Origin of the sequence: Acidovorax sp. LjRoot117 (genome assembly GCF_964252695.1) — a bacterium.
Lineage (GTDB): Bacteria > Pseudomonadota > Gammaproteobacteria > Burkholderiales > Burkholderiaceae_C > Acidovorax.
On the sequence record NZ_CAXUPO020000004.1, the window covers coordinates 136175 to 152498 of the forward strand.

The window sequence follows — 16324 nt, forward strand, 5'->3', positions numbered from 1 at the left end:
GCGCGCCGCCGGCGTGCGGTGGCGCGGGTCTGTTCTCCACCACCTCCTGTCACGCCAATAAGAATGAAACGATTGCCCACCCTTGTGGAAGGTTTGGACGAGATCCTCAACGGCGGTCTGTTCGAGGGCGGCGTGTACATCTTCGAGGGCCCGCCCGGGGTCGGCAAGACCACGCTGGCCAACCAGATCGCCTACACGCTGGCCCGGCGCGAGATCCGCACGCTGTACGTCACCATGCTGGCCGAATCCCATGCGCGCATGCTGCAGCACATGGAGCAGCAGATCTTCTTCGACCAGCAGGAAGTCAGCGCCACCGTGTTCTACGTGAGCGGCTACCGCGAGCTGGAGCAGGGCGGCCTCAAGTCCGTCGTCGAGCTGCTGCGCGCCGAGCTGATGCGCCACCGGGCATCGCTGCTCGTCATCGACGGCCTGGTGGTCAACAGCCTGGAGACCATGACCAACGACTCGGTGCGCCAGTTCGTGCACGAGCTGCAAAGCCTGGTCAGCGCCATGTCCTGCACCAGCCTGGTTCTCACCAGCGGCAACGGCAACGCGCTGAGCGCGGAGCAGACCATGGTGGACGGGATCTTCTCGTTCGAGGACCACGGCTTTCACTGGCGCGCCGAGCGACGCATGCAGGTGCGCAAGTTCCGCGGCAGCCAGATCATCCGCGGGCAGCACACGTTCTGCATCTCCACGCAGGGCCTGCAGTTCTTTCCGCGATTGGAGAGCCTGCCGCTGACCGGCACCCACGCCAGGCTGGGCAAGACCGCCATCTCCACCGGCATGCCCGCGCTCGACGGCGTCCTACACGGCCGCGGCATCCTGACCGGCAGTGCGTCAGCGGTGATAGGGCAAACTGGCACAGGAAAAACCACATTGGCTCTGGCCTTTGCCGCCTGCTCCACACCCGACGCGCCAGGCTTGGTGCTTTCGTGCACGGAACTGGGCAGCGACCTGCGCCAGCTCGGCTCGGAACTGGGGCTCGGCATCGAGGCTGCGGTCAGCTCCGGGGCCCTGTCGATCAGGAACCTGGGGCACGAGGACGAGTCGATGGACGAGATGGGCCACAAACTGCTGCGGTTGGTCGATGAGCTGAAGATCCGGCGGCTGGTCGTGGATGGGGTTGCCGGACTGGCGGACACCCTGGCGTTTCCGGAGCGTGGCTACCGGTTCCTCGGCCGCCTGCTGATCGAGTTGAGGCAGCGCGGTGTGACATCGCTGTTCACGGTCGACCCCGATGCGCTGGCCGTCGCTGCAGGAACGCCGCTGGCCGATGGTGTGACGGGCTGGTTCGACAACGTGTTCACGTTCGAGACGGGGCCCACGCGCGACAGAAAGGTGGACCAGCGTGTGCTCACGATCGGCAAGGTGCGCGGTGGCGGTGGCGGGGCCACACAGTCGACGGTCGACTTGTTCGTTTCATTCTCCAAGGCCGGTGAGGCCTCCGCTGTTTAAATGAAAGATCGTCTCGATGAAACTTGTTCTGATAGTCGAGGACGAATATGGAAACGCCGAAGTGCTGCAGCTCCTGCTGGAGGCGGAGGGCTACCGCGTCGCCGTGGCGTCCAACGGCAAGCACGCGCTGGACATACTGCAAACCGGTGAGCACCCCGCGCTGATCCTGTCCGATTTCATGATGCCCATCATGAACGGCGGCGAGTTCGGTGCGGTGCTGAAGCAGGATGCTGCCCTGGGCCAGATCCCGTTCGTGTTCATGAGCGGCACCAGCGAGGACGTGGTGCGGCGTGTCTTCCAGGGCTACGACGCCTTCCTGGTCAAGCCCATCGAACTCGACAGCCTGCTGGACGTCGTCAAGCGCCTGGTGGAGGAGGGCCCGCAACTGCAGTCCAGCGCAGAGCGTGTGGAAGCCTCGACGCGCCAGGTGCTGCAAGGCATGCGCGTACCACCCCGGGACTGACGCGGCCCCCGTGCCGCGCTGGTGCACGCCATCGCCGTGCTATGCCATGCCCGGTTGATGTCGGCGATCGCGGCGATCGCATCGCCTGCATTGACGGGTCAGACCACGCTGCGGTGCCGCTCGATGCAGGTGTCCAGCGTCTCCTCGCCCGTGCGCTGCCACCAGTCCAGCGCCGAGAAAATCTCCACCTCGGCATAGCCCGCAAACCCCGCAGCCTCCACCCACTGGCGGATCTTCTTAAGCTCGATCACGCCGTCGCCCATCATCCCCCGGTCGCTGAGCAAGTCGCGCGTGGGCAGGCGCCAGTCGCAGACATGGAAGGCCAGCAGGCGCTCCGTGCCGGCGCGTGCGATCTGCTGCTGCAGCTTGGGGTCCCACCACACGTGGTACACGTCCAGCGCCACGCCCAGCGCGGCTGGCCGCGCTTGTCCATTCGCGCCGGTGGTGAGCGGGTCGAGCGCATCGCAGATGTCCAGCGCGTGCTCCAGCGTGTTGATGCAGGCGCGGTCGGCCGCCTGCATGGGGTGCAGCGGCTCGATGGCCAGGGGCATGCCCACCTGGCGCGCGTACTCCAAGGATGCGGCGATGCCGTCGACCACCTCGCTGCGCGCACGGGCGAGGTCGGTGTAGTGCGGCGTGCCGTCGAGCGCACCGGGCAGCGCACCCACCACCAGCACCAGGCAGGCGGCGTTGAGCGTCTTGGCCTCGTCGATGGCGCGGCGGTTGTCGTCGAGCGCGGCGCGCAGGCCCGCTGCGTCCGCGGCCGGAAAGAACCCCCCGCGGCAGTAGCCCGACAGCTCCATGCCGTGGGCGCGCAGCTGCCGCGCGGTGGCATCGAGCCCGGCCGCCGCCACCTGGTCGCGCCAAGGGCTGATGGCGCGGATGCCGCGCTCCGCGCACTGGTCGATGATGCGTGCGAGCGGCACTTCCGCACCCTGCTGCTTGCGCACGGTGGCGGTGTTGATGGAGAGCCAGCGGTGGTCTTGGGTGAAATCGCGCATGGTGGTCAGGCGCTCACGCCATGCAGTGCCAGCAGATGGCCCATGCGCTGCACCGCCAGTTCGGGCTGCTCCAGCAAGTCGGCCTGGTCGGCCAGCCGGAACAGCTCGGCAAAGTGCACCAGCGAACGCGTGCTCTGCTGCCCGCCCACCATGGTGAAGTGGCTCTGGTGCCCGTTGAGCCAGGCCATGAAGACCACGCCCGTCTTGTAGAACCGCGTGGGCGCCGCGAAGATGTGGCGCGACAGCGGCACGGTGGGGCCCAGGATGGCGTGAAAGCGCGCCGTGTCGCCCGCGGCCAGGGCGGCCAGCGCCGCGCTGGCGGCCGGTGCGATGGCGTCGAAGATGCCCAGCAGCGCATCGCTCTGGCCCTGGCGCGGCGTGCCGCCCGCGCCGTCGCCGGCGATGAGTTCCGCGTAGTTGAAATCGTCGCCGGTGTACATGCGCACGCCCTGGCCGTCGGTGCCGCCGGCGGCGGGCAGGCGGCGGCGCATGGCGACTTCCTTGTCCTTGTCGAGCAGCGAGATCTTGATGCCGTCGACCTTGTCCGGGTGTGCGGCGATCACGGCCAGGGCGGTGTCCATGGCCGCATCCACGTCGCGCGAGCCCCAGTAGCCCGCGAGGGCCGGGTCGAACATGTCGCCCAGCCAGTGCAGCACGACGGGCTGCTGTGCCTGCGAGAGGATGCGGTCGTACACACGCTCGTAGTCGGCCGGGCTCTGCGCCACGCGGGCCAGCGCCCGGCTGGCCATCACGATGAGCTTGCCGCCCAGCTTCTCGATGGCTTCCATCTGCTCCTCGTAGCCGCGGATCACGTCGTCCACGGACTTGACCTCGTCGAGCACCAGGTGGTCCGTGCCGCAGCCCGAGGCGACCAGCGCGCCGGGGCCGAAGTCGCGCGCCGCGTCCAGCGAGCGGCGGATCAGCTCCAGCGACGTCGGCCAGTCCAGCCCCATGCCGCGCTGCGCGGTGTCCATGGCCTCAGCTACGCCCAGGCCCAGCGACCACAGGCGCTGGCGGTAGGCAATCGTCGCGTCCCAGTCCACCGCGCACTGCAGCCACGGGTCGATCGCGGCCAGCGGGTTGGCCACCACGTGGGCGGCCGAGTAGGCGATGCGGTTGAACGCAGCGCCCTGCTGCGGCACGACCGGCGGGCGGCCTTGCAGGGTGTAGGGGCTGATGCGGCCATCGGCCGTGGGCAAGGGGAGGCTAAGGGCCATGGTGTGCTCGCGGATTGAAGTCAAAATGCTGCCTGCCGCTTGATGAGTAAGCGCTAGCAGCTATTAAATTGATAGTGATTGCCTTTGGTAGCCGTCACGCCTGCAATGGCGCCACGTCCACCCAGCGGCGTTCCTTCCAGCTCTCCAGGGCCGCTTCGACCAGCTGCACGCCCTTGGCGCCTTCGGGCAGGGTCCAGCGGTACGGTGCGTCTTCCACCACGTGGCGGATGAAGTGCTCCCACTGGATCTTGAAGCCGTTGTCGTAGACCTGCGAGTCCGGAATCTCCTGCCACTGGTCGAAGAAGTTCATGGTCTGTTTCTCGTCGGGGTTCCACACCGGGCGCGGCGTGGCCACGCGGCTCTGCGCGCGGCAGCTCGACAGGCCCGCGACGGCCGAGCCATCGGTGCCGTCCACATGGAAGGTCACCAGGTCGTCGCGCCGCACGCGCGTGGCCCAGCTCATGTTCAGCTGCGCGATCACCGGCTCGCCGTTGTGGCCGGTCAGTTCGCAGGTGGCATAGGCCGCATCGTCGGCCGTGGCCTGGTACGGCTGGCCGGCCTCGTCCCAGCGGGTGGGGATGTGCGTGGCGCCGATGCAGGACACCGACTTGACCTCGCCGAACAGGTTGTCCAGCACGTAGCGCCAGTGGCACATCATGTCCAGGATCATGCCGCCGCCGTCTTCGCTGCGATAGTTCCAGCTCGGGCGCTGGATGGGCTGCAGGTCGCCTTCGAAGACCCAGTAGCCGAACTCCAGGCGCACGCTCAGCATGCGGCCGAAGAAGCCCGCGCGGCGCAGCATGTCGAGCTTGCGCAGGCCGGGCAGAAAGAGCTTGTCCTGCACGGCACCGTGCTTGAGGCCCGAGCCCGACGCCAGGCGTGCGATCTCCACCGCCTCGTTCAGGTTGGTGGCAATCGGCTTTTCGCAGTACACATGCTTGCCCGCGCGGATTGCCTTGGCCAGCAGGGTGGGGCGCATCTGCGTGGTGCCGGCGTCGAAGAACACCGTGTCCTCGGGGTTGGCCAGGGCGGCGTCCAGGTCGGTACCCCAGCGCGCGATGCCATGGGCTTTGGCCAGGGCCTCCATCTTCTCGGCATTGCGGCCGATGAGGATGGGGTCGGGCATCACGCGGTTGCCGTTGGACAGCACCACACCGCCCTGCGCGCGGATGGCGCAGATGGAGCGGATCAAGTGCTGGTTCATGCCCATGCGGCCGGTGACGCCGTGCATGATGAGTCCGAGTCGTTGGGTGGCCATGGTGTGGGTCCGTTCGTACAGTTCAAAGATTGCAAAAAAAGAAGGGGCAAAGGCGCGGCCTGACCACCCCGTGGCAGGGGCGGGCGTTGCAGTGCTGCGCGCGGGGGATTACTGGGTGGGTTGTAGACCGGCCGCCTTCACCAGCGTGGCGTTGCTCTTGATCTCGTCCTTGATGTAGGCGTCGAACTGCTCGGGCTTGAGCGTCCAGGCATCCGCGCCGAGCTTCAGGAAGCGCTCCTTCACCTCGGGCGTGGCCAGCGCCTTGACCACCTCGTCGTGCAGGCGGTTGACGATGTCGCGCGGCGTCTTGGCCGGCACCATCATCCCGATCCAGAAGTTGAACTCCGAGCCGGGCACGCCGGCCTCGGCCGTGGTGGGCACATCGGGCAGGGCGGCGGCGCGCTTGGGCGAGCCCACGGCCAGCGCCAGCAGCTGGCCGTCCTTGATCTGGCCGATGACGGGCGCAATGGGCGAGAAGTAGTAGTCCACGCGGCCCGACAGCACCTCGGTCACGGCCTCGGCCGAGCCCTTGAAGGGGATGTTCTGCGCGTCGATCTTCGCGGCCAGCTTGAACTTCTCGGCGTTCAAATGCGTGGCGCTGCCCTGGCCGGCCGAGGCGAAGTTCACCGTGCCGGGCTTGGCCTTGGCCGTGGCGACCAGGTCCTGCAGCGTCTTGATGCCCTTGGCGGGCGAGATCACGAGCGCGTTGGGCAGCGAGGAGATCGGCGTCACGCCCGCAAAGTCGCCCACCGTGTCGAACGGCAGCTTGGCAAACGTCGAAGGGCTCACCGTGTGCGACGACGAATGGATCATCACCGTGTAGCCGTCCGGCGCGGCCGTGGCTACCGCTTGCTGGCCGATGGTGCCGCTGGCACCGCCCCGGTTGTCCACCACCAGCGTCTGGCCCATGCTCTGCCCCATCTTGTCGGCAATGGCGCGCGCAATGATGTCGGTGGTGCTGCCCGCGGCGAACGGCACGATCACGCGCACCGGCTTGGTCGGGTAGCTGCCTTGCGCCAGGGCGCCCAAGGACAGGGTGGTGAGCGCGACCGCCGCCAGGGCGGTGGCCGCAGCGCGGCGGGTGGTGCGGGTGATGGGCATGGATTTGTCTCCGTTGGCAGGCTTGGACTTGCTCTTTAATTCACTGATTGGTGAATAGAGTGCATTTTTCAGGAATGCGCTGCGCACGTCAACGCGCTGTGACTGCCAAGGTTTAGGGGTTTACCCGGGGCTGCGCCGAAGCCCGGCACTGCGGTGCCTCGCCTGACCGTCCTGCCGCCTGCCGCGCGCCGCTCAGCGGCGAGGCGAACTGCGGTCCCGTCGCGCAGCGTGCAGTTCGTGCAGGGCCTGCGCCATCAGCGCGCCAGGCGCCTCTAGCCCCGCAGCACGTAGCCGAGGATCACGTCGCACATGTGCGAGAGCCGCTCGTTGCACGCCTTGGGCGCCATGAGGTCGCGCCCGAAGATGGCCGACAGGGTGTGGTTGTTGGACAAATAGAAGTACGACAGCCCGGCGATCGATACGTACAGCTGCAGCGGGTCCACCCCGCCGCGAAAACTGCCGTCGCTGCGGCCACGCTCCAGCACCTCGGCCAGGGTGGCGATCAGCGGCGAGTTCATCTCCCGGGCGCGCTGGGACTCCTGCAGGTGCCGCGCCTTGTGCAGGTTGGCGCTGTTGAGCAGGGTGAGGAACTGTGGGTTCTCCAGGTAGTAGGTCCAGGTGAACTCCACCAGCCGCCGTATGGCCGTGGCAGGCGCCAGCTCCAGCAGGTTGAGCTTGCGCTCTTCCTCGCGGATGTGCAGGTACGCCTGCTCCAGCACGGCCTGGAACAGCTTTTCCTTGTCTTCGAAGTAGTAGTAGATCAGCCGCTTGTTCAGCCCCGCGCGCTCGGCGATGCGGTCCATGCGGGCGCCGCCCAGGCCGTGCTCGGCGAACTCGTCGCGTGCGGCGCTGAAGATCGCGCCCTGCGATCGGTCTGCGTCCCGCTGGCGCTCCTTGGCGGGGGTCTCGGTGTCTTTGGTCATGCCCGAATAGTTCACTATTTGGTTAACAAAATCCAGTCCTGGCTGGATTGCTGGAGGGCGGGCGGCGGCGATGGCAGCGGGCGCGGTGCGGCGCAGTGGCCGGATTGTGCCGTGCGCACGGCGCCGGCAAGCGCTGGCCTGTACAGCGATCTCACTGCGCATAGTCCAGCGGCAGCGCCGTGGTGAACTTGATCTCCTCCATCGCAAAGCTGGAACTCACATCCGACAGCGCCACGGCACGGGTCAGCCGCTTGTACACCGCGTCGTACGCGCGGATGTCGGGCACCACCACGCGCAGCAGGTAGTCCACGTCGCCGCTCATGCGGTAGAACTCCACGATCTCCGGGATGCCCATCACCACGTCGCGCAGGGTCTCGAACCACTGCTGGTGGTGCTGGTTGGTCTTGATGGCCACGAACACCGTCACGCCCACGTTGACCTTGCGCGGGTCCACCAGCGCGACGTGCCGGGTGATGTAGCCCTTCTCGCGCAGCCACTGGATGCGCCGCCAGCAGGGCGTGTTGGAGAGGTTCACGGCCTCTGCCAGCGTGGCCAGCGGCGTCTCGGCGTCGTGCTGCAGCAAGGCCAGCAGTTGGCGGTCGATGGAATCCAGATTCTGTTTCACGGCAAATATGAAAACTCGTTTCTCCTATTTGGCGCCTGCGCGGGAATAAAAGCAAAATGATTTTCATCAATTCGTCACATACTGGGCGGGCGTTCTGGCACGGAACCTGCGCTCGCCGTGGCGTGCTTTGCCGGGCTGACGCCAACGTGGTGCGGGGTGCTGTTTCGCAGCGCCCTGCACTGCGGTGCGGTCGGCCCGTTTCCCCTTCCCTCATCCAAGGACTTCATTCATGACGGCTTCAGACTTTTCACGCAAACCCGCCCTCTGGGCGCTGAGCCTTGCCGCGCTGGCGGTGCTGTCGGCCTGCGGCGGCAGCGACGGCCCCTCCACCCCGGTCGCCACGCCCGAGCCCGTCGAGCAGTACGTGCCGCCAGAGCCGCCCTCGGGCTACACGCCAAAGACCATCAGCTATGCCAACAAGGACATGGTGTCCACGGCCAACCCGCTGGCCACCAAGGCCGGGGTCGACATCCTGGCCAAGGGCGGCTCCGCGCTCGATGCCGCGATTGCCGTGCAGATGGTGCTGAACCTGGTGGAGCCGCAGTCGTCGGGCATCGGCGGCGGCGCGTTCATGCTGCATTTCGACAAGGGCGCCAACAAGCTCCTGGCCTATGACGGCCGCGAGACCGCGCCCAAGAACGCCACCCCCAACCTCTTCATCGGTGCAGACGGCAAGCCCCTGGCCTTCTTGGCGGCGGTGGACGGCGGCCTCTCGGTGGGCACGCCCGGCGTGCTGCGCATGCTCGAAGCCGCGCACAAGGTGCACGGCAAGCTGCCCTGGAAGGACCTGTTCGAGCCCGCCATCGCGCTGAGCGACAACGGTTTTGCCATCTCGCCGCGCATGAGCGTGTCCATCGCCGGCTCGGCCGCGCGCATCAAGGCACAGGGTGAGCCCGGCGCCAGCTACTTCCTCAACGCCGACGGCACGGCCAAGGCGGCCGGCACGCTGCTCAAGAACCCCGAGCTGGCGGCCACGCTGCGCGCCATTGCGGCCGGCGGTGCCGATGCGTTCTACAAAGGCGACATCGCCAAGGACATCGTGGCCAAGGTTGCGAGCCACCCCACCAACCCCGGCAAGCTCTCGCTGGACGACCTGAACAGCTACACCCACAAGGTGCGCGAGCCCGTCTGTGGCGTGTACCGCACCCAGTACCGCGTCTGCGGCATGCCCGCGCCGAGCTCGGGCGGCATCGCCGTGCTGCAGACGCTGGGCCTGCTGCAAGGGTTCGATCTGGCGGCCATGAAGCCCAACACGCTGGATTCGGTGCACGTGGTGTCCGAGGCCTACCGCCTGGCGTATGCCGACCGCGCCGTGTATGTGGCCGACCCTGACTTCGTCAACGTGCCGCAGGCCGGCCTCATCAACGCCGACTACCTCAAGGACCGCGCCAAGCTCATCAGCCTGACCAAGAGCATCGGCACGCCCACTGCCGGCACGCCGCCCGGCGTGAGCGGCGCCAAGGGCCTCGACAACTCGGCCGCCCTGCCGTCCACCACCCACCTGTCCATCATCGACAACGCGGGCAATGCGGTGTCCATGACGACCACCATCGAGAACGGCTTCGGCAGCCTGCAGATGGTGCGGGGCTTTTTGCTCAACAACCAGCTCACGGACTTCTCGTTCACCGCCACCGACGCTGCAGGCTTGCCGATCGCCAACAGCGTGCAGCCCGGCAAGCGCCCCCGCAGCTCCATGGCGCCCACCATCGTCTTCAACGCCACCACCGGCGACCTGGAAGGCGCCATCGGCTCGCCCGGCGGCAGCGCCATCATCCAGTACACCGCCAAGGCCATCCTGGGCATGACGGACTGGGGGCTGAACGTGCAACAGGCGATCAACCTGCCCAACTTCGGCGCGCAGACCAACGCCACCACGTCCATCGAAAAAGGCTCGGTCATCGACACGGTGGCCATCCGCGACGGCCTGAAGGCCCGCGGCCACACCGTGGCGCAGACCGACACCTTCACCAGCGGCCTGCACGGCGCGGTCTACAACGGTGTGCGTGGCAACGGCACCCCCGGCCTGTTCGCGCGCAACCCGGGCGCGGGCACTTTTGCCGGTGGTGCAGACCCACGGCGCGAGGGCACGGCGCAGGGCAACAACTGATCGGTTGATGTGCAAAAGGCCGCTGCGCTCCGAAGGGGGCGCGGCGGCCTTTTTTGTGACCGACCCGGTGGGTGGCGATGGTGTTCTGTTTGGGGGGGCGGTTTGCAGGCATCAGTCCGCTTGCCGTCGCTGTTGCCGATGCCGATGAACCTGCGCGTGCGCGTGCCCTCCATGGCAATGGCCCAAACGCCACCGGAGCTACCGGCGCGGCGTTGTCCGGCGTGGCGCTGCCGCCGGCAGTGCACCCGCCAGTGTCTTGAGCAGCGCGGTGAAGGTCGCCGTGGGGCCCACGTTGTCGTCGCTGCGATAGACCAGCGTCAGCGGCACTTCAAGCCGGCCGTGGTCCACCAGCGGCCGGTACGCAATCGCATGGCGGTGCACGCCCAGCATCGACGATGGCACGACGGAAATGCCGGTGCCTGCGGCCACCAGGTTCAGGTTGGTCAGCATGCGCGCCACTTCGGCCACCACGCGGGGCTGCACGCCGTGCTCGTCGCACAGCGCCAGCAGGTTGGCGTACAGGCCCGGCGCCCCGGTGCGGCGCACCAGGATCATCGGCTCGCCGTGCAGGTCGGCCACCTCGATGGGCAGCGGCTTGCCGCGGCGCTGGCGCAGCGCGAGCGGGTGGTCGATGGGCAGCGCCACCATGGCGGGTTCGTGCTGCAGGGTATCGAACGCCAGGCCCACAGGCCGTGCCACAGGCACGCGCAGTAGGCCGCAGTGCAGGCGGCCATCGGCCACGGCCTCGGTGATCTCGGCGGCGTTGTTCTCGCCGATCTCCAGCACCAGGTCGGGGTGCCGCGCGCGGCATTCGCGCAGGGCAAACGGCGTGAACTCGTGCGCCGCCGCCGAGCTGGTGAACGCGATGGACAGCCGCCCGGTCTTGCCTTCGGCCAGCAGCTGCATGCGGCTGTGCAGCGCATCGAAGTCGTGCACCAGGCGCGTGGCGTCGGCCTGCAGCGCACGCCCGGCCTCGGTGAGCGTCACGCCCTTGGCATGGCGTTTGAAAAGGGCCAGGCCCACCGCGCCTTCCAGTGCCTTGATCTGCTGGCTCAGCGGTGGCTGGGCCATGCCCAGCTGCTCGGCGGCGCGCGTGATGTGGCCCGCTTCGGCGACGGCCAGGAAGTAGCGCAGTTGGCGGATGTCCATGTCATTGGCTGCAGGGTGCGTTAAAGCAGTTCATAGGTGAATCGTATGGCATGCCGCAAATCAGCATATTTGACGTATGGAACGTGCGTTCCTACGATGCGCTGCGACAGCCGATTCCATGACTATTCCAACGGAGACAACCGCATGACTGCAACGCAGCACCATCCCCTCATCCCGCGCACGCCCCTGCCCGCACGCCTCACACTGGTGGCGCTCGCCGGCCTGGTGGCCGCCTGCGCCCCGGTGCCACCCCGTGCGCCCTCGGCTGCGCAGGCGGTGCCGGGCCAGGCCACCCGCGAGGCGGCGCCCACGGCGACGGCCTGTCCCAAGGAGCTGGCCGCCATCGCCAAGTGCCTCGCAGGCCAGGATTCCGCCGGGGCCTATTACCTGATCGCCATGCCCACCACCTGGAACCAGCGCCTGGTGCTGCACGCGCACGGCGGCCCGGCCCTGGGCGCGCCCAAGCCCGAACGGTCGGTGGAGGACCTGGAGCGCTGGTCCATCATGGTCCGCGCGGGCTATGCCTGGGCGGGCAGCACCTTCCGCCAGGGCGGCGTGGAAGTGCGCGCCGCGGCCGAGGACACCGAACGCCTGCGGCAGATCTTCGTGCAGCACGTGGCCCAGCCGCAGCGCACCATCCTGCACGGCCAGTCGTGGGGCGCCAGCGTGGCGGCCCAGGGGGCCGGGATGTTCCAGCGCACGGCCGACGGCAAGCGCCCGTACGACGCGGTGCTGCTGACCAGCGGCGTGCTGGCGGGCGGCACGCGGTCGTACGACTTTCGCACCGACCTGCGCGTGGTCTACCAGTACCTGTGCCACAACCACCCCCGGCCCACCGAGGCGGCCTACCCGCTCAACATCGGCCTGCCGCGTGATGCCACCATGTCGCAAAACGACCTGCAGGCGCGGCTCAACGAATGCCTGGGGCTGAACAAGCCGGCCGCAGAGCGCACGGCGGAGCAGCAGGCCAAGGTCAAGACCATCGCGGATGTGATCCGCATTCCGGCCAGCTCCATCCAGGGCCACATGAACTGGGCCACCTTCCACTTCCGCGACGTGGTGCAGCACCGCACCGGCGGCGCCAGCCCGTTCGGCAACCGGGGCGTGGTCTACAAGGGTTCGCCGGACGATGCGGCGCTCAACGCAGGCGTGCTGCGCTACCAGGCCGACCCACAGGCCGTGGCGCGCTTCGGCCAGGACACCGACCCCACGGGCCGCATCCCCGTGCCGGTGCTGACGGTGAAGGGCGTGGACGACCCCACCGCGTTCGTCGAACTGGACGCGCAGTTCAAGGCCACGATGGAGCAGGGCGGCAGCGGCGCGCGGCTGGTGCAGACCTTCACGCGCCACAACACCCACAGCTACCTGAGCGACCCGACCTACCCCACGCTGTTGACCGCGCTGCTGCGCTGGGCGGATGAAGGCGTCAAACCCACGCCCGAGAGCATCGCCCAGCAGTGCCCTGCCAACGAAGCTGCCTTCGGCAAGGGCTGCGCGTTTTTGCCCGACTACGTGCCGGCGCCCCTGGCCAGCCGGGGGTACGACCGCACACGGCCCTGAGCCCACGACGGCAACAGGCTCCGCAAAGCACAAAGGCCCTGCTGGTCAGCAGGGCCTTTGTTTTAATGCGCTATGAAAAATATAGCTGCTAGCGCTTATTGGGAGCGCGGTAGAGGCTTATTTCATCAATAAATCACCATCCGCCCTCCCCCTGGATAACTGGCGCGTTCCCTGTCGGGGACAGCGCACAGCGGCTCAGGGGCGTGGCTCTCAGGCTGCGACGCTTTTCAGCGCGTCGTTCAGCGTCTTGCTGGGGCGCATCACGGTGTCGAGCTTGGCGGTGTCGGGCAGGTAGTAGCCGCCGATGTCGGTGGGCTGGCCCTGCACGGCATTGAGCTCGTCCACGATCTTCTGCTCGTTGTCGGCCAGTTGCTTGGCCAGGGGCGCGAACTTGGCGGCCAGGGCGGCGTCGCCGGTCTGCGCGGCCAGTTCCTGCGCCCAGTACAGCGCCAGGTAGAACTGGCTGCCGCGGTTGTCCAGCTGGCCGGTCTTGGGCGAGGGGTTCTTGTTGTTGTCCAGCAGCTTGCCCGTGGCGGCATCCAGCGTCTTGGCCAGGACCTTGGCCTTGTCGTTGCCGGTCTTCAGGCCCAGGTCTTCGAACGACACGGCCAGTGCCAGGAACTCGCCCAGCGAATCCCAGCGCAGGTGGTTTTCTTCCACCAGCTGCTGCACGTGCTTGGGCGCCGAGCCGCCGGCACCCGTTTCGTACATGCCGCCACCGGCCATCAGCGGCACGATGGACAGCATCTTGGCCGAGGTGCCCAGTTCCATGATGGGGAACAGGTCGGTCAGGTAGTCGCGCAGGATGTTGCCGGTGGCGCTGATGGTGTCCAGGCCGCGGATCACGCGCTCCAGCGTGTAGCGCATCGCACGCACCTGGCTCATGATCTGGATGTCCAGGCCCGTGGTGTTGTGCTCGTGCAGGTACATCTTGACCTTGGTGATCAGCTGCGCTTCGTGCGGGCGGTACGAGTCGAGCCAGAACACCACGGGCATGCCCGAGTTGCGGGCGCGGTTGACGGCCAGCTTCACCCAGTCGCGGATCGCGGCGTCCTTGACCTGGCACATGCGCCAGATGTCGCCCTGCTCCACGTTCTGCGACAGCAGCACTTCGCCCGTGGCCAGGTCGGTGATGTTGGCCACGCCGTCTTCGGCGATCTCGAACGTCTTGTCGTGCGAGCCGTATTCCTCGGCCTGCTGGGCCATCAGGCCCACGTTGGGCACCGTGCCCATGGTCTTGGGGTCGAACGCGCCGTGCCACTTGCAGAAGTTGATGATCTCCTGGTAGATGCGGGCGAAGGTCGACTCGGGCATCACGGCCTTCACGTCCTTCAGGCGGCCGTTGGCGTCCCACATCTTGCCGCCGTTCCTGATCATGGCGGGCATGGAGGCGTCCACGATGATGTCGTTGGGCGAGTGGAAGTTGGTGATGCCCTTGGCCGAATCGACCATGGCCAGCTCGGGGCGGTTCTCGTGGCAGGCGTGCAGGTCGCGCTTGATCTCGTCGCGCTGGCTTTGCGGCAGCGTCTCGATCTTGCTGTACAGGTCGACCATGCCGTTGTTCACGTTCACGCCCAGCTCGTCGAAGGTCTTGGCGTGTTTCTCGAAAGCATCCTTGTAGAAGATACGTACGCAGTGGCCGAACACGATGGGGTGCGAGACCTTCATCATCGTGGCCTTCACGTGCAGCGAGAACATCACGCCGGTCTTACGGGCGTCTTCGATCTCTTTTTCGTAAAAGGCCAGCAGCGCCTTCTTGCTCATGAACATGCTGTCGATGACCTCGCGGTCGAGCAGCGCGACCTTGGGCTTCAAGACGATGGTCTTGCCGCTCTTGGTGATCAGCTCCATCTTGACTTCGCGGGCGCGGTCCAGCGTCATGGACTTTTCACCGTGGTAGAAGTCGCCGGCGTGCATGTGCGAGACGTGCGAGCGCGAGGCCTGGCTCCACTCGGCCATGCTGTGCGGGTTCTTGCGCGCGTATTCCTTGACGGCCTTGGGCGCGCGGCGGTCGGAGTTGCCTTCGCGCAGCACGGGGTTCACGGCCGAGCCGATGCACTTGCCGTAGCGGGCCTTGATGTCCTTTTCCTTGTCGTCCTTGGGCTGGTCCGGGTAGTCGGGCAGTGCGTAGCCCTTGCCCTGCAGCTCGGTAATGGCTGCCTTGAGCTGGGACACCGACGCGCTGATGTTGGGCAGCTTGATGATGTTGGCATCGGCCTGCAGCGTCTTCTTGCCCAGCTCTGCCAGCGTGTTCGGCGCGCGCTGGTCTTCCTTCAGGAACTCGGGGAACTCGCCCAGCACGCGGGCGGCCACGGAGATGTCCGATTCCGCCACGTTGATGCCGGCCGGTGCGGCAAAGGTGCGGATGATGGGAAGAAAGGAAGCCGTGGCCAGGCGAGGTGCCTCGTCGGTCAGGGTGTAGATGATGGTCGGTTGCTGAGTCGTCATGGCTTGTCTCACGAAACGAGTATGTGGACGGCCCCTACCGGTGCAGGACAGAGGCCAAACGCGGATGCTCTCGCATTCTCCTTCCTTGGCGCTTTCTCGGGCCCCGGTTTTTGCAATCGAATTCCACGATGCAAAATTTACGGGTGGGTAAACACATTTTTTTCGCTCGTTTCCATGCAGGCATGGGCATTCGCCAAGCGAAAAGGGGTTCTCAAAAAAAACGCTAAACCCCATGGCAGGCAGGGCCAAGCACCAGGGCTCAACGGGCCGCAGCTGGGAGCGTGATGGCCATTACGCGGTCCCCCACCACCGCAAACCGCCGCGCCATCGGCGGCACCGATTGGCTCGATGTGCCCGTGAAGGCACCGAATGCCGGCAGCACCAGCAGCCCGGGCGTCAGGGCATAGCAGGGCAGCCGCATGGCATCGCGCGCCGGGCCGTACAGCGTGGTGGTGGGGTGCAGATGGCCGGCCAGCACAGTGGCGCCTTCCGCGGTCTGCGGGTGGTGGCAGGCGGCCACCGGGGCGCCTGGCAGGGGTTGCCACGGCTCGTCGGCCAGGTCGATGCCCAGGGCGCGCGGCGGGTCGCCCGCGTGCAGGTCGTGGTTGCCGCGCACCAGGGTCATGGCGATGTGCGCGTGGTGCTGGCGCCAGGGCTGCAGTTGCTGCCACAGCCGTTCGTCGGCTCCGCTGCGGGCATGCAAAAAGTCGCCCAGAAAGACAAGGTGCTCCGCGCCCGTCACGGCCAGCACGGTGTCGAGCCGGGCCAGGTTGTCGGCCGTGGTGCCGTGTGGCACGGGCTGGCCTGCGCGGCGGAAGGTGGCGGCCTTGCCGAAATGCACGTCTGCCACGAAGGCCATGCGCGCGGCGGGCCACCACACGGCGCGCTGGGGCAGCAGCCACAGGGCGGTGCTGCAGGGCAGAGTGATGGCGTGGGCGCCAGCAGGTGGGGATGCCAGCGAAGGGGCGGTGGTGGTGTCGGTGTCTGCGGTCACGGGCAAGGTCGGTCGGTCGT

At 67.2% G+C, this 16324-nt stretch carries 13 protein-coding genes; 4 read left to right on the top strand and 9 right to left on the bottom strand.

Translation table 11 applies throughout. The annotated features are described in order from the left end of the window. Positions 1-72 precede the first annotated feature (72 nt). On the top strand, positions 73-1458 hold the full coding sequence (locus tag ACSQ3D_RS13850; RefSeq protein ID WP_436127294.1) for an RAD55 family ATPase: 1386 nt from the start codon (positions 73-75) through the stop codon (positions 1456-1458). Positions 1459-1474: 16 nt separating this feature from the next. Beyond that, positions 1475-1921: a response regulator gene (locus ACSQ3D_RS13855; RefSeq protein ID WP_056410558.1), complete on the top strand. Its 447-nt coding sequence runs from the start codon at positions 1475-1477 to the stop codon at positions 1919-1921. 98 nt (positions 1922-2019) lie between these two features. On the opposite strand, the gene ACSQ3D_RS13860 is transcribed toward ACSQ3D_RS13855, so the two are convergent. The 6 genes from ACSQ3D_RS13860 to ACSQ3D_RS13885 form a co-directional block, all read right to left on the bottom strand. After that, the gene (locus ACSQ3D_RS13860; RefSeq protein WP_436127295.1) at positions 2020-2922 is read right to left on the bottom strand and encodes a sugar phosphate isomerase/epimerase family protein; all 903 of its coding nucleotides are present in this window, start codon (positions 2920-2922) and stop codon (positions 2020-2022) included. A 5-nt stretch (positions 2923-2927) separates the two neighbouring features. Next, the gene (locus ACSQ3D_RS13865; protein WP_436127296.1) at positions 2928-4139 is read right to left on the bottom strand and encodes a dihydrodipicolinate synthase family protein; all 1212 of its coding nucleotides are present in this window, start codon (positions 4137-4139) and stop codon (positions 2928-2930) included. 94 nt (positions 4140-4233) lie between these two features. Further along, a complete protein-coding gene (locus ACSQ3D_RS13870; protein ID WP_056410549.1) occupies positions 4234-5397 on the bottom strand; it encodes a Gfo/Idh/MocA family protein in 1164 nt (387 codons plus the stop codon). Between the two features lie 108 nt (positions 5398-5505). Further along, positions 5506-6498 (bottom strand): tripartite tricarboxylate transporter substrate binding protein, encoded by a 993-nt coding sequence (locus ACSQ3D_RS13875; protein WP_056410545.1) that lies wholly within the window; start codon positions 6496-6498, stop codon positions 5506-5508. A gap of 272 nt (positions 6499-6770) precedes the next feature. Continuing rightward, positions 6771-7421, bottom strand: coding sequence for a TetR family transcriptional regulator (locus ACSQ3D_RS13880; protein ID WP_436127297.1), 651 nt, complete (start codon positions 7419-7421; stop codon positions 6771-6773). A gap of 151 nt (positions 7422-7572) precedes the next feature. Continuing rightward, positions 7573-8034, bottom strand: coding sequence for an Lrp/AsnC family transcriptional regulator (locus ACSQ3D_RS13885; RefSeq protein WP_056411578.1), 462 nt, complete (start codon positions 8032-8034; stop codon positions 7573-7575). A gap of 241 nt (positions 8035-8275) precedes the next feature. Between ACSQ3D_RS13885 and ggt the strand changes: the two genes are divergently transcribed. Beyond that, positions 8276-10153 carry a gamma-glutamyltransferase gene (gene ggt / locus ACSQ3D_RS13890; RefSeq protein WP_056410539.1) on the top strand — a complete coding sequence of 626 codons (1878 nt, stop codon included), beginning with the start codon at positions 8276-8278 and terminating at the stop codon, positions 10151-10153. Between the two features lie 198 nt (positions 10154-10351). Here the strand turns inward: ggt and ACSQ3D_RS13895 are convergent, their stop codons facing one another. Further along, the gene (locus tag ACSQ3D_RS13895; protein WP_436127298.1) at positions 10352-11302 is read right to left on the bottom strand and encodes a LysR family transcriptional regulator; all 951 of its coding nucleotides are present in this window, start codon (positions 11300-11302) and stop codon (positions 10352-10354) included. Between the two features lie 144 nt (positions 11303-11446). Between ACSQ3D_RS13895 and ACSQ3D_RS13900 the strand changes: the two genes are divergently transcribed. Beyond that, positions 11447-12862, top strand: a complete 1416-nt coding sequence (locus ACSQ3D_RS13900) for a hypothetical protein (RefSeq protein ID WP_436127299.1) — start codon at positions 11447-11449, stop codon at positions 12860-12862. A gap of 210 nt (positions 12863-13072) precedes the next feature. Here ACSQ3D_RS13900 and ACSQ3D_RS13905 read toward each other — a convergent pair whose 3' ends face one another. Both ACSQ3D_RS13905 and pdeM read right to left on the bottom strand, forming a co-directional pair. Beyond that, the gene (locus ACSQ3D_RS13905) at positions 13073-15310 is read right to left on the bottom strand and encodes an NADP-dependent isocitrate dehydrogenase (RefSeq protein ID WP_056410531.1); all 2238 of its coding nucleotides are present in this window, start codon (positions 15308-15310) and stop codon (positions 13073-13075) included. A gap of 259 nt (positions 15311-15569) precedes the next feature. Beyond that, positions 15570-16304 carry a ligase-associated DNA damage response endonuclease PdeM gene (gene pdeM / locus ACSQ3D_RS13910; RefSeq protein ID WP_436127300.1) on the bottom strand — a complete coding sequence of 245 codons (735 nt, stop codon included), beginning with the start codon at positions 16302-16304 and terminating at the stop codon, positions 15570-15572. Positions 16305-16324 lie beyond the last annotated feature (20 nt).

Bases quoted from the DNA above. Each gene is read 5' to 3' on its own strand.
- ACSQ3D_RS13865 (WP_436127296.1), bottom strand. From the start codon at position 4,139: ATGGCCCTTAGCCTCCCCTTGCCCACGGCCGATGGCCGCATCAGCCCC.
- ACSQ3D_RS13875 (WP_056410545.1), bottom strand. From the start codon at position 6,498: ATGCCCATCACCCGCACCACCCGCCGCGCTGCGGCCACCGCCCTGGCG.
- ACSQ3D_RS13880 (WP_436127297.1), bottom strand. From the start codon at position 7,421: ATGACCAAAGACACCGAGACCCCCGCCAAGGAGCGCCAGCGGGACGCA.
- ACSQ3D_RS13905 (WP_056410531.1), bottom strand. From the start codon at position 15,310: ATGACGACTCAGCAACCGACCATCATCTACACCCTGACCGACGAGGCA.
- ACSQ3D_RS13900 (WP_436127299.1), top strand. From the start codon at position 11,447: ATGACTGCAACGCAGCACCATCCCCTCATCCCGCGCACGCCCCTGCCC.
- ACSQ3D_RS13895 (WP_436127298.1), bottom strand. From the start codon at position 11,302: ATGGACATCCGCCAACTGCGCTACTTCCTGGCCGTCGCCGAAGCGGGC.
- ggt (WP_056410539.1), top strand. From the start codon at position 8,276: ATGACGGCTTCAGACTTTTCACGCAAACCCGCCCTCTGGGCGCTGAGC.
- ACSQ3D_RS13855 (WP_056410558.1), top strand. From the start codon at position 1,475: ATGAAACTTGTTCTGATAGTCGAGGACGAATATGGAAACGCCGAAGTG.
- ACSQ3D_RS13860 (WP_436127295.1), bottom strand. From the start codon at position 2,922: ATGCGCGATTTCACCCAAGACCACCGCTGGCTCTCCATCAACACCGCC.
- ACSQ3D_RS13870 (WP_056410549.1), bottom strand. From the start codon at position 5,397: ATGGCCACCCAACGACTCGGACTCATCATGCACGGCGTCACCGGCCGC.